Source organism: Endozoicomonas elysicola, from assembly GCF_000710775.1.
In the GTDB taxonomy this organism is placed as follows: Bacteria; Pseudomonadota; Gammaproteobacteria; order Pseudomonadales; family Endozoicomonadaceae; genus Endozoicomonas; species Endozoicomonas elysicola.
Map to the genome: position 1 here is coordinate 5,344,172 of NZ_JOJP01000001.1, position 13,682 is coordinate 5,357,853.

The following is a 13,682-nucleotide window of genomic DNA, read 5'->3' on the forward strand; positions in this document are numbered from 1 at the left end:
ACTATTGAATAAATGCTCTGGTGAGCTAACTGCATATTGAGAAAACCCTGTGATGTCATTGACCGACAAAATCAGTAACTATGGAAGTTTTTTGACTCACAAACCGACTTCTTTCAAATTCCTGAACACCCGAATTCTCGTCACCATTTGTCAGATTATCCTGATCATTTTTCTTACTCACCAGCTCGCCCTCATCACCTGGCAAATAATGCCTGAGAAAAACAGTGATACAGTGAGTCCTGCTTTCCTACAATCAATGGGCTCTATGCCGCAAAAGAATGCTAGTTCAGACCCACTTGCACAATTAGACTCACTCTACTTATTTGGCCAGCCACCAAAAGCCCAGCAAATTGCAGCGCCAGCACCCGAGGCTGTCCCTGTTTCACGCCTCGCCGTTAAAATAACGGGGCTGGTTGCCAGCACTATTCCAGAAAACTCACTGGCCATCATCCGATCGGGCTCAACAGACAACACTTATCGTCCCGGGGATACACTGAAGGGAACTCAAGCACGGATTGAGAGTATCTATCCGGACCGAGTCATCATTCGCAACGGTGTACGATTCGAATCACTGTTAATGTACCCGGATGAAGCACAGAAAAAACCACAGGCGTTGAGCACTATTTCAAACCAGCGTCCACAGCAACAGAAAATCAGTGTTTCTAATGATCTGCGTAAGCGCCTTCAGGAGAAACCTTCCTCATGGACAGAAATTGTCAGCATCTCACCAGTACGTGAAGATGGTGAAATACGAGGCTACCGGATCAACCCATCCAGGCATCCAAAAGAGTTTGAACAGCTTGGACTGAAGCCAAATGACATGGCTGTTGCGATTAATGGCTACGACCTGACCAACACCAGTGAAGCACTGAAAATTATCTCTCAATTACCCACTCTGGATCAGGTATCCCTGACCATCGAAAGGGATGGCCAGCGTTTTGAAGTCGATTTATCGTCCTGACCAATTTGTTAAAGGTGTCGCTATGTATTCATCATCGGTGTGCGCAGGGGAAATCCGTGCACTGATAGCCCCTTCTCTCGCAAGAAGGGTTAAAGTCCTGGGACTGCTGCTGGCGCTGCCTTTTTCTTCTGCTGTAATCGCGAACAACTCAAACGTCGCCCATCAATACGACAATGGTTATTCATCAAATATTTCTCATTACTCTGCCAGCTTTGAAAAGGCTGATATTAAGGAGTTTGTTCGTACTGTCAGTGCAAACCTGAATCGCCCAATCATCATAGATCCGGCGGTGAGAGGAGAAATTACGGTCAGGGCTTATGACCAGCTTGACCAGAGCCAATACTACCAGCTCTTTTTATCAGTACTGGCTGTCCATGGCTTTGCTGCTATTGAAACCAGCAATGGCATGCTCAAAGTTATCCCTGATAAAGATGCCAGAACCTCCTCCATTCCTGTCGTAGCAGGGAGCAAGTTAGGTAGCCAAAGCGCTCATGGCGCCGATGAGATGGTGACCTGGGTCTTGCCCGTCAGTCATGTTCCGGTTCGGGAGTTATCACCAATATTACGCCAATTGGTTAATAGTTCAGGCAGTGTCGTTCATTACGATCCATCAAACATCCTTATCCTCAGTGGTCGAGCAGCAAACCTGGAACGTATTGCTGAAGTCGTTCGACGGGTAGATCAGGCGGGAATACGCAATGTCGAGATTGTTCAATTACGTCATGCTTCTGCCAGTGAGATGGAACGAATTCTGTTGTCTGTCTACGCAGGACAGGGACAAAAGCCAGCAGGCATGCCCCCCCTGGTTGTCAGTAATGAAGCCACCAATCAGATTATTCTTTCCGCTGACCGACAACTCCTTCAGCGAATGAAAAGTCTTGTTCTGCAAATGGATGCAGAGCGCAAATCAAACGGTAACATCAACGTTTTCTATCTCCATTACGCCAAGGCAGAAGACCTTAAAAAGGTATTGGATGGCGTTGGCAAAATGCTCATGTCTTCAAGCAAAGCCAGCAAGAGTGGCGCATCAGGCGACTACAGCATTGAAGTTCATGAACAAACCAATGCCCTGGTCGTCACCGCAAGACCCGACATGATGCAGGCCATGAAATCCGTCATTGAGCGCCTGGATATTCGCCGTGCACAGGTTATGGTGGAAGCCATTATTGTTGAAGTAGCCGATGGTGACGGTATCAATCTGTCCTTTCAGTTGGCCAATGAAAATGGCACCAGCATGATGCAGTTTCAGGATGGCTCCAGTGTCCCTATTGGTGAAATCCTGATGGGTATGAAAGAGGCTGAAGGTGAAAAAGGCTCTACCATTATTAATGATGATGGAACGACGATAAACCCGGACACCAATGGTGATTACACCGCTCTCGCTGCAGCCCTTGCTAAAGTATCCGGTGCGGCATTCAGCGTTACCTCCGGTGACTGGACTGCGCTATTACAGGCCGTCACCACGTCCAGCCAGTCCAACGTACTGGCAACCCCCAGTCTGTTAACCCTCGACAATGAAGAAGCTTCTTTTATTGTAGGCGACGAAGTACCTACATTAACCGGCTCAACACCCAGTTCTGGAAACGATAATCCTTATCAGACCATTGAGCGTAAGGAAGTGGGGATTAAACTGACGGTCACCCCACAGATCAATGCCGGGGATGCCGTCAAACTAACCATTGAGCAGGAAGTCTCCAATGTCAATGGCCGGACCCCTGTCGATGTCACCTTTTCAACCCGCAAGGTAAAAACCTCGGTAATGGTGAAAACCGGAGATACCGTTGTCATCGGTGGCCTGCTGGATGAGAACGTCCAGGAGAGTGTTTCAAAAGTACCACTGCTGGGTGATATTCCAATTTTGGGCCACCTGTTCCGCTCCACCTCCAGTAAGAAGGTCAAAAAGAACCTGATGGTCTTCCTACGTCCAACCATTATTCGTGATGACCTGACCATGAATGCCATCAGTGGTCAGAAGTATGAGCTGATGCGAGCATACCAGCTGGACAAGCAGGCTCAGGGTATTTCACTGATGCCCGGATTTGATACGCCGGTTCTTCCAGCACAACCTACAGCCCGTGAATTCCTGGATGAGTTGCGACGCCAGATGGACGAAGAATCCGCACAATCCACCAGCACAGCACAATCAAAAGAAAACTCCGTTCAGGCTTCAGCAAAACTGGTCCGCCGCACCGGTGGGGAAAGATAATGACGGAAGCTGCTCTGGACATGGAAACAGCCTTGAGCCAAAAAAAGACGCTCAATAAAACGGTGACTACAGAGCCAGAAGTGCTTGATGTTGTGGACAAAAGAACGTTGCCGTTTTCCTTTGCCCGTCGCTTTAACCTGTTGCTCTCTCAAAATAATGAGGGGATAAATCAGGTCTGGTATAAAGGTCTGCCTGAGCCTTCAGCCCTGCAGGAAGTAAGACGTTTTGCTAGCACACCGGTTCATCTGAAAGCACTGGAAGATGCTGAGTTCGAACAAAAACTGGCTGAACATTACCAGCAGGACTCCTCAGCAGCACGACAGTTAATGAACGACATCGGAAATGATGAGGGCCTTCAGGCACTGGCTGAAGAGTTGCCAGAAGATGAAGACCTGCTGGAAGCGGATGATGGCGCGCCCATCATCCGACTGATCAATGCCATGTTGGGTGAAGCGATAAAGGAAGGCGCCTCCGACATTCACATCGAAACATTTGAGCGCAACTTGACCGTCCGTTTTCGAATCGACGGTGTTCTTCGGGAAATTCTTCGCCCTCAGCGCAAACTGGCCGCCGTACTGGTTTCCAGAGTTAAGGTCATGGCCAAGCTGGATATTGCCGAAAAGCGGGTTCCTCAGGATGGCCGAATTTCTCTGCGAATGGGTGGGCGATCAGTAGACGTCAGGGTATCAACACTACCTTCCCGTCATGGTGAACGCATTGTTATGCGCCTTCTGGACCGTAACAGTGTGCAGCTGGATCTGACCAGTCTGGGAATGAGTGAACACCTCTGCGACCAGTTCCGGGAACAGCTATATAAACCGCATGGAATCCTTCTGGTTACCGGCCCGACGGGTTCCGGTAAGAGTACAACCCTGTATGCCGGCCTCAGCACTATCAATAACACTGAACGAAATATTCTGACAGTAGAAGACCCCGTTGAATACGACCTTGAGGGCGTTGGCCAGACTCAGGTTAACCCGAAAGTTGATATGACCTTTGCCCGGGGACTGCGCGCTATTCTGCGACAGGACCCCGATGTAGTGATGATTGGTGAAATCCGCGATCTGGAAACGGCAGAAATTGCCGTTCAGGCATCTCTGACGGGACACCTGGTACTAAGCACACTGCACACCAATACGGCAGTCGGTGCCGTTACCCGACTCAGGGATATGGGAGTAGAACCTTTTCTACTGGCTTCCAGCCTGCTGGGCGTTCTTGCCCAGCGCCTGGTCAGAACACTTTGCCCGGATTGTCGCGAAAAGCGCCCTGCCACTGAGCTAGAAATCAATGTAATGAAACTCCCCAGTGACCACCAACTTTGGCATACACCGGGCTGCCCGGAATGTCATCATACGGGTTATCGTGGACGTACCGGTATTCATGAACTGTTCCTGGTGAATGATCAGGTTCGTCGATTGATTCATGACGGCGCCGGTGAGCAATCCATTGAACAGGAAATCCGCCAGTCCTCAAAAAGCATTCAGTCCGATGGCTTTCAGAAAATTCTCAGTGGCATCACCAGTCTTGAAGAAGTGATGCGGGTCACCAGGGAGTAATCGAGTGAGTGTATTTGCTTATGAAGCCCTGGATACCAAAGGGAAAAAAAGTAAAGGTGTGATGGAAGCGGATTCGCCCCGTCAGGTGCGACAGAAGCTTCGGGTCTCCGGCCTTAATGCCATTAATGTCAGTGAAACATCCAGTAAAGAAACGACGGATACCCAGAAAAATACGGGAACATCGTTACGTGGATTCACCCTGCTGCAAAAGCAAGCCAGTGATGCAGAAGTAGCCCTGTTAACCCGCCAGTTGGCTACTCTGGTTGCAGCCGGTATCCCTCTGGAAGAATGTCTCCAGGCATTGATCCGGCAATTGCGCAAACCTCACCTGAAATCGATAGTAACAACAGTTCGCTCAAAAATACTGGAAGGCCAGACTCTGGCAGACAGCCTGGCCTGTTACCCGAGAACCTTTGACCGACTCTATCGGGCAATGGTCGCTGCAGGTGAAAAGTCTGGACATCTGGATGGCGTACTGGAAAGACTGGCGGATTTCACAGAACACCGGCAGAAAATCAAAGGCCAGCTGATTCAGGCGATGATCTATCCGGCTATTCTGACACTGGTAGCCATTGGCGTCGTCGCCGCGTTATTGACCACCGTCGTTCCCACAGTCGTTGAACAATTTGCCCATATGGGTCAGCAGCTTCCCGGTATGACCCTTGCCCTGATCAGTATCAGTGACTTCGTTCGTGCGTATGGACCAGCGCTTGTCATTGCATTGCTTGCAACCCTGGTCATCCGTCAACTGATACTTAAACAAAGCCGGGCCTGCCGACTGGTTCATGACCGCTGGCTGCTCAAGCTGCCAATCATTGGCAGTGTTCTCAGCGGTGTCGATTGTGCCCGCTTTGCCAGAACCCTTAGCATCCTGACCAGCAGTACAGTACCACTGCTGGAAGGCATGGCGATTGCGTCAAAGGTGCTGGTGAATCAACACATGCAGGAGTCATTATTAAAAGCGGCAGAACGTGTAAGAGAAGGCACATCCCTCTGGCAATCTCTGGAACAGACTGAGCTTTTCTCACCCATGATGCTTTACATCATTGCCAGCGGTGAGAAGTCTGGAGAGCTGACTGGCATGCTTGGCAGGGCTGCTGACAATCAAGATCAACAGTTTGAATCCCAGGTGAATATCGCATTGGGTATTTTCGGCCCATTGCTGATTGTGACGATGGCAGGTGTCGTACTGTTTATCGTGATGGCCATTTTGACCCCAATGCTGGATCTGAATTCGCTGGTAGGTGGATGATGCTTACTCGCAGACCTCGTTCCTACAATTCTCCGAGGGAACGAATAGAAACTTTGTGGTAAAAAACAGAATTAGATCATTAGGAAACGCCCAATGAAACTTATTAACAAAAGACAGAAACAGTCAGGTTTTACCCTGCTGGAAATCATGGTGGTTATTGTCATTCTTGGCGTATTGGCCAGTATGGTTGCTCCAAATATTATCGGAAATAAGGATAAGGCAGACCTGCAGAAAGCCGTGAGCGATATAGTCGCTTTGGAAAATGCCCTGGATATGTACAAGCTGGAAAACAATTTCTACCCGTCTACCCAGCAAGGGCTCGAATCTCTGGTCAATAGACCTTCGGGCAGCCCTGAACCAAAAGCCTATCGTGACAACGGCTACATTCGTCGCTTGCCTAAAGACCCATGGGGTAATGACTACCTGATGCTCAGTCCTGGTGAAAATGGACCTGTCGATATCTTTTCAGCCGGTCCGGATGGACAGCCTGGAACCGATGATGATACCGGTAACTGGAACCTGGATAGTTAACCACATTTAATGATGGCCAGATCTGCTCATCCTGATGGTTTGTCACTCCCTGAAATAAAAGATTTCACCACGGAGGTACAAAGAAACAGAGTAAAAGCTTTGTCTTTTCTCCGTTGTTCTGTGTCTCCGTGGCAACCATCTTTGCCAGAAGACACAACAACTCCATCCCCGTTCCCACGCTCTGCGTGGGAATGCATACCTGGCATGCCACATAGTAAGGAGCCTTCTGCCTGCACCCGTTCTTCATCTCCACACAAAGCCCGGCAAACAACAGCAATTCAAGGTTTCACACTGCTGGAAATCATGCTGGTTATGGTACTTCTCGGGTTAGCCATATCTGCGATCCTTCCATCACTGATACCTGATGACAGCGGTGCTCTTATGCAAAAAGAAGCCCGACGGCTGGTTATGCTGACGCAGAGCCTTCAGGAACAGGCACTGATTAGTGGCCAGGATATGGGCTTGCAACAGACACATGATGGATATCGGTTTCTGGTTTATCAACAAGGTAAGTGGCAGCCTGTCACTGACAACCGGACGCTCTCACCGGTAGCGTTAAGTAGTGCCCTGAGATTGGCCATTTTTCCCGGGGAGTCAGTATGGCGAGATACTCTGGAGCTGGAAAAGGATAAAGGGTTTACCTTTGACTTTTCTGATGAAGAGGCATCACCTGACTCCAACGACGAATCCAAAGCTGAACCAGACCTGTTCTTCTGGGCTTCGGGAGATATTTCACCAGCAGAGTTAAGAATTTTTTCTACGGCAGAAAACAGTTCCAACAGCATATTCTCAGTCAACATAGAAGAACACGGTGCCATTGCGCTTGTGGAAGGGGCTGAACGATGATGCCTTCCTATCAGATAAACGAATACGGCTTCACATTGCTGGAAGTACTGCTGGCACTGGCACTGTTGGCCATTGCCGGGATGTCGGTACTGTCCATGAGTGGCGAAAGTGTGCGCAACACCCCGATACTGGAACAACGCACCCTGGCTCGTCTGATCGCCGACAACCAGATGACTGAGCTTCATCTGCAAAAGCAGTGGCCAACACTCAGCTGGCAGCGGGAAGAGCACGAGCTGGCAGGACAACAGTGGTTTACCCGTTTTCGAAGTGTCAAAACGGCTGATGATGACTTCCGGGCCATTGATGTTGAAGTACGCATGCAAGAGGATGAGAAAAGTCCTGTTCTGGCAACGTTGAGAAGTTATATGGTCAGGCAGTGATGATGGAACGAGTTAAAGATTTCACCACAAAGACACAAAGACACAAAGAAGAGTCTTTCTTTTCCTTTGTGTTCTTTGTGCCTTTGTGGTTCAAAAAAAATCCTTTGTTCTATCTGGGAAAAAGGATGCCAGATAAGTGCTCATATCAACAAAAGGGTTTTACCCTGCTGGAAATGCTGGCGGCCATCGCTATTTTCAGCATTATCAGCCTCAGTGCCTGGCAAATTTTTCAGGGTGTCATGACGGCCCACGATGTAGTACTTAATAAAAACGATCGCCTGCGACAGCTGCAGTACACACTGCTGTTGATTGATCAGGATCTACAACAAATTGCAGACCGGGGTACCCGGGTAGACAACAGTGTTACCAGACAAAGCCTGTTCAGTGACTCACAGATGCTCGATAGTGATGATGAAGGTCTGGCTCTGGTCCGGTATGGCTGGCACAACCCGGATCAGCGTTTGCCAAGACCGGAATTACAGCGTGTCTTTTACCGGCTCAGAGATAACCAGCTTGAGCGTCAGTATCACCATGTACTGGATCCAGCATCCATCAATGTTGAGCCTGTCACTCAAGTCCTGTTGACCAATATTGACTCCCTGAAGTTCCGCTTTTTTATGAATGGTCAATGGCTCGACTCTTTACCCGGTGGTGCCTCCCAGCCTGATAGTGAAACCCTGCCAGAAGGTTTAGCCATAGAATTCAACATGAACGACATAGGACGTATAGAGAGACGCTATATACTGCCCTCCTCATGGCAGCCGGCCTCATGATGCCTTTCGGGAAACATTCACCACTAAAAAGCAGTACCGCTGGTAATGATCGTCATGGCCAGCAAGGTATTGCCCTGCTCAGTGTTTTATTGATGCTGACTTTGCTGATATTGCTGGCCAATGAACTGACCCTATCTTTCAGAACACAATTGACACGTACTCAATCGTTCCAGCAGAGAGAGCAGGCTCGCTGGTATGCACTTTCCGGCGAAAGTCTTGCGATCAAAACCCTGAAACAAAACTTTAAAGACGATCCCGATGTTACCCACCTTGGCCAATACTGGGCTTCGAGCAATGTTATTCTGCCCGTTGAAGGTGGACATATTGCAGGCCAATTGAAAGACGCCCAGTCCTGCTTCAATATTAATGCCCTGGCAAAAGCACCATCAGAAACGTCACCCGCTCCAGAAAAAACACCAGAAGGTGAAGTTTTCTCCGCACTGCTGCAATATCTTGATGTGCCACTCTGGGAGTCAGAGCAAATAACTAATGCCACCCGGAACTGGGTGAGTAGTGACAATGTCAGCAGTGGTGACACGGACATGGATTATCTAGCGCGCCCCCTGCCCTACCTCAGTGGTAAGGGCCTGATGCGGGATGTCAGTGAATGGCGGGCGGTAGGCGGTGTTTCACAAGCGATCGCCATAAAAGTAATGCCCTATCTCTGCTCACTCCCAACACCAGAGCTGGCCATCAATATCAATACAATTTCTGTCGATCACCCTGAACTGCTGGCGGCACTGTATATTGACCAGCTACCGGTTGACCATGCCCTCTCCATTCTGGAAAACCGCCCCCGGGAGGGTTGGGACACCGTCGCGGACTTTACCAGCCAACCTTTACTGGCCAACTTCAGCAGTACCGGCGTGACAAAACGGCTGAGCATCGTCAGTAACTATTTTGAAATGAATGCAACAGCCATTTACGGCGAAAACGAAGTCAGATTAAAAAGCCTCCTGGCTCGTTCCAATGGCAGCTCCTCAAAAGAGAACCAATTAGCGGTCATTCGCCGTAAATTTGGAGGAATGTAATGAACTCTCATCTGTTATTGAGACTACCCGATCAGCCGGATCAGCCGGTTCACTGGCTGCTCCAGTCTCAGGGAAAACAGGCCGCCCCTGAACAAGCCAGTAGCAATACCATCGCCAGTGGCTCCTGGCCAACGGTTGCTGTCTTCATCGAACAATATGCCGACTCCGAAATAACCAGTGATGATGCCACCAGGCACGCATTTTCTGAAAGCGCTGTCACCGTTTTGGTTCCCACTGCCAGAGTTACTGTTCACTCACTACCGGTACAAGGGCGACTGACGCCTGCTATTCGTCAATCGTTACCATGGCGTCTTGAAGATGAAATCAGTGAAGATGTAGAAAGTCTGCATTTTGCCGTTCTGGGACAGGACAAGGATTGGGTTCATCTTGGCGTTACCCGCCAATCGGACATGATGTTGTGGCAAAACTGGCTTGCCCGGGCTGGTGTACATACCAAACACTGGATTCCAGATGCACTGCTGTTACCTGTAATGGATGATCATTGCTGTCTGTTAGAATTCGACGGCCTGGTACTTGCTCGATATGGACAGTGGCAAATAGCCGCTTGTGAACATCAATGGTTACCGCTGTTTCTGGATGGGTTACGAAAAGACAGGCCTGATCTTGAGGTTACTCAGGCCAATGGCACATCAGACTTTCCTCTGAATGAGCCATCACGCTCCACGGAAGATAACCTATCCCCCCTGAGCTTTCTAATACCTGAAGCCAGCAACACCCGAATCAACCTTTTACAGGGTCAGTGGCAACCCGCTTCGCCCTGGCGGCAACGCCTGCTTCCCTGGCGATCCATCGCTATTATGGGCTGCGTGCTGCTTTCATTGCTGACCATTAACTCAGTATTGAGTACTCAGAAGCTTGAACAGGAAACCCAAAACCTTCAACAACAGGCTCATGGCATCTATCAGCAACTCTTCCCCGGTGAACGGGTTGTCAGGCTGCAATCCCAGATTCGACAGAAACTGGCCGCACTTCAGCAACCAGAAGACAATGCACAAAGCATGCTGACCATGCTGGCACAGATCACGCCGGTTCTGAATGCTTTTCCAGAATTGCAGGCCAGTTCAATGGACTATGACGACTCACGAAAAAGTCTGCGTATACAGGCCAAAGCCAGCGACTTCGAGCTTTTTACCCGTTTTAGGGAGCGGTTTGAAACAGACCTTGGCAAGGGTGGAACCAAGGAACTGAATATAGCTATTGAGGCGCTTGAAAGAACGGGAGATAAAGTCACAGGCATGCTGGTCATATCGGGAGGAGTGTCCTGATGAGCGTTCTTACAAATACCTTCAGTGAGCTGAAACCTTTCTGGCAGAGCATCAACAACCGCTGGCAACAGCTTTCCCAAAGAGAACAATGGCTGACATCCGCGGCATTGGTCACTCTCTTTATCTGGGTAATCTGGCGGGGACTTGTCGCTCCCCTTTCTGAGCAGCAGGCTCTGGCGGAGAAAAAACTTGCTGCCAGCCGTGCTCAGCTATCAATGGTACATCAGCAGGCCCAGCAGATTCTCAGCCTGAAAGCAGCAGGTGCAACAGCACGAAACATCAGCAACGCACCTATGGATCAAGTGGTTCACCAACTGGCCGGTAAATATCAGCTGGTGATCCAACGGGTACAAAACCGGGGTGAAATGCTGGATATTGATCTGGCTAACACCCGTTTTGATACTCTGATGGACTGGTTGACGATGCTCGAACAGCAACATCGGATAAAGGTCAAAAACATACAGCTGGAGTCCACTGATACCAGTGGATCTGTAGAAGTTCAGCGACTACAACTTGAACGCGGTTGAGCAGAATATGAAACGAAGAAAAATCGGTAAGGTCGTACTTCTCTCAACCATTGGCCTGGTCAGTTACAGTGGCTTTCTGATTGCCAATATGCCAGCAGAAAAACTCTGGCAGTATCTACCAACGGATCAGTTACCCGTTCAGCTAGCCGGTATAAACGGTACTCCCTGGAAGGGTTCTGCAGAAAGCATAACGTTGGCCCTATCAAGAACACCTCTGGTACTGCCCTCTATTCGCTGGCAGATTGACACGGGCTCATTGCTACAAGGTGATCTGAAAATAGCCATAGAGCTGGGGGGGGCTGCCTCTCCCATTGAAGGAGAGGGTATCGTCACTCTTGACCAGCAAACTCTGACCCTGGAAAACCTGGAGCTGGACACCACTGCACAGTGGCTGGTCAGTGCTACCGGAGGCAAGGTGCCTGGCGAACTCACTGGCAATGTTTTTCTACAACTGGATGAACTGGTTATGAATAACAGCGGCTGTACCCAGCTAAGGGGGGATGCAGAATGGACCAGCAGCCGCTTATCTTCACCCTTTGGCCAGTTTGATCTGGGGAGTTCTACTGCAGAGTTAAGCTGCCAAAACAAAAACCTGATCGCCAAAGTCAGTCAGAAATCTCCCATCATTAACAGCTACGGTGATTTTCAAATCGGTACCAGTGGGCGTTATACCTTTACCGGAAAAATGACACCCAACTCCTCCTTACCAGACAATATGAAGCAAGGCTTCAGTCTATTGGGTAGGGCAGATAGTAACGGTGCTTACCCTTTGAGGTTCAGAGGAATCGTTAAGTAAAAATTGTTGTATAAAAAAAACCGGCCTATCGGCCGGTTTTGAACACACCTCAGGAGTTTGGGGATTACTTCAGAGGAAAACTGTAGGCGATATCAAACTTGGTGTCGTTAATCTTACCCTCATTATACTTGTGGCCCTTGTCATTGTAGAAAGCCTGCTTCAGGTTAAAACTCAGCCCCTTCAATGTCCCATGACGGAAAAGATAGGAAGCAGTAAAGGCATGTTCGTCTTCAGAGGTATCACCAATGATGTCGGTCTCACCATCGCGGGAGTTATCACTAAAGTATGTACCGTAGTGATAACCGTAGGTCAGTTTTAATCCCTTCAACCACTTATTGCGGCTATAACGGAAGTCCAGAGTATTCTCAACAGCCCAGACCTGACCGTTTGGTCTTCTCATACTGCCGTAGTTACCTGCAGTATCATTTTTCAGAATACCTTTTACGTTACCAAAACCGTAGCTGAAGCCACCGTCACCAATCCGGGTATGGTGGAAGGCAATAGTCCATGGAGACAGAGTCCAGGCAACCGTGTAGTTCATCAGCTCGGTCTGGTCTGGCTGATTTTCCAACTTCGCAGGGTACCCTTCTGTCTTTTCCCACTCCCAGACTGATCCGTACTGATGATTACGGTAGTACTGCGCACGGAACATCAGGTTGTCACGCTTGTTAAACTTCAGTGTATAGTCAGTACGGGCATGGTAACGACGCAGATACTCCTGGGCATCAGCGGCAGCAAGGGTCAGGTTCAAACCACCAATCTTCTGGGTCAGACCGATGGAATGTACAAAATCAATCTTTCGTTTTTCAATAGCTTCCGGACTGCTGTAATTGATATGACTGGCGTAGTTAGGCATTGCCATAACATCCTGCACACCAGAGTCGTCGTTAGACATCACACCATTTACGAAAACGTAATCCAGGCGGGTATTACCCCAGCGGCCATCCAATTCAAAACCGGTATAGGAAGTAGGAATTACATCATCTTCATCACTGGAAGATATCAAGCCACCATTATAGAAACCCAGCCCAGTATTAAAGTTAAGCCGCTCATCGCCTTCACCGGCTTTCATTTTAAAATTGATCTGTGTGATACCAGACGCACCGGAAAAACCATCGCAACGGTACTGAGGGCTGTTACCCGTTGTGTAGTAACAATCCGTCTGCTTCAGGATCTTCATGCCATAATTATAAAGGCTATAACCGGTCGCTGTTTCACTGTAAAGCTCGCTTCGGCTCAAAGCAGAAAGGTCCAGACCAAAAGTGTCGCCGATATAACCGGAAATAAAATTGACCCCCATGGTCAGCTGGGCTTCACCATTATTTTCGTAATCTTCAAGCGTATCGCCATTACCATCTTTGGTATAAAACTTTTCCCGAAACTTACTGTTCATTCCCAGAAAAACATCAGAACTGGCCCCGGAGAAGAACTCATCTCCCATCTGCTCCCAGTCAGCTGCCAGAGCCTGACAGGAAAGAGTGCCCCCTATCAATAACACCCCAAAACCGGTTACTGCCTTCCTCATTACCACCTTACT

The 13,682-nt window shown here is 49.1% G+C and carries 13 protein-coding genes; 12 read left to right on the top strand and 1 reads right to left on the bottom strand.

The genetic code is table 11. The features are described 5' to 3' along the window. Positions 1-52 precede the first annotated feature (52 nt). From gspC to GV64_RS22570, 12 genes are all read left to right on the top strand, one after another. On the top strand, positions 53-961 hold the full coding sequence (gene gspC, locus GV64_RS22515; protein WP_081622079.1) for a type II secretion system protein GspC: 909 nt from the start codon (positions 53-55) through the stop codon (positions 959-961). Between the two features lie 22 nt (positions 962-983). Continuing rightward, the gene (gene gspD / locus GV64_RS22520) at positions 984-3,167 is read left to right on the top strand and encodes a type II secretion system secretin GspD (protein WP_157236959.1); all 2,184 of its coding nucleotides are present in this window, start codon (positions 984-986) and stop codon (positions 3,165-3,167) included. Further along, positions 3,167-4,723, top strand: a complete 1,557-nt coding sequence (gene gspE / locus GV64_RS22525; protein ID WP_020581848.1) for a type II secretion system ATPase GspE — start codon at positions 3,167-3,169, stop codon at positions 4,721-4,723. Before gspD ends, gspE begins: the two co-directional genes overlap by 1 nt. Positions 4,724-4,727: 4 nt before the next feature. Further along, positions 4,728-5,975, top strand: coding sequence for a type II secretion system inner membrane protein GspF (gene gspF, locus GV64_RS22530; protein ID WP_020581849.1), 1,248 nt, complete (start codon positions 4,728-4,730; stop codon positions 5,973-5,975). A 93-nt stretch (positions 5,976-6,068) separates the two neighbouring features. Continuing rightward, positions 6,069-6,506 (top strand): type II secretion system major pseudopilin GspG, encoded by a 438-nt coding sequence (gene gspG, locus GV64_RS22535; RefSeq protein WP_020581850.1) that lies wholly within the window; start codon positions 6,069-6,071, stop codon positions 6,504-6,506. Positions 6,507-6,710: 204 nt separating this feature from the next. After that, positions 6,711-7,352: a type II secretion system minor pseudopilin GspH gene (gene gspH / locus GV64_RS22540; protein WP_020581851.1), complete on the top strand. Its 642-nt coding sequence runs from the start codon at positions 6,711-6,713 to the stop codon at positions 7,350-7,352. Further along, entirely contained in the window at positions 7,349-7,732 is a 384-nt protein-coding gene (gspI, locus tag GV64_RS22545; RefSeq protein ID WP_020581852.1) for a type II secretion system minor pseudopilin GspI, read from the top strand. The genes gspH and gspI overlap by 4 nt, the downstream gene beginning before the upstream one ends. Positions 7,733-7,857: 125 nt before the next feature. Continuing rightward, a complete protein-coding gene (gspJ, locus tag GV64_RS22550) occupies positions 7,858-8,505 on the top strand; it encodes a type II secretion system minor pseudopilin GspJ (protein ID WP_157236961.1) in 648 nt (215 codons plus the stop codon). Then, positions 8,502-9,536 carry a type II secretion system minor pseudopilin GspK gene (gene gspK, locus GV64_RS22555; protein WP_020581854.1) on the top strand — a complete coding sequence of 345 codons (1,035 nt, stop codon included), beginning with the start codon at positions 8,502-8,504 and terminating at the stop codon, positions 9,534-9,536. Before gspJ ends, gspK begins: the two co-directional genes overlap by 4 nt. Further along, positions 9,536-10,822, top strand: coding sequence for a type II secretion system protein GspL (gspL, locus tag GV64_RS22560; RefSeq protein WP_020581855.1), 1,287 nt, complete (start codon positions 9,536-9,538; stop codon positions 10,820-10,822). The genes gspK and gspL overlap by 1 nt, the downstream gene beginning before the upstream one ends. Next, entirely contained in the window at positions 10,822-11,349 is a 528-nt protein-coding gene (gspM, locus tag GV64_RS22565) for a type II secretion system protein GspM (RefSeq protein ID WP_020581856.1), read from the top strand. Before gspL ends, gspM begins: the two co-directional genes overlap by 1 nt. A 7-nt stretch (positions 11,350-11,356) precedes the next feature. Next, positions 11,357-12,145, top strand: a complete 789-nt coding sequence (locus GV64_RS22570) for a type II secretion system protein N (RefSeq protein ID WP_152554163.1) — start codon at positions 11,357-11,359, stop codon at positions 12,143-12,145. A gap of 64 nt (positions 12,146-12,209) precedes the next feature. On the opposite strand, the gene GV64_RS22575 is transcribed toward GV64_RS22570, so the two are convergent. After that, positions 12,210-13,670 (bottom strand): OprD family outer membrane porin, encoded by a 1,461-nt coding sequence (locus tag GV64_RS22575; protein WP_020581858.1) that lies wholly within the window; start codon positions 13,668-13,670, stop codon positions 12,210-12,212. Between the last annotated feature and the right edge of the window lie 12 nt (positions 13,671-13,682).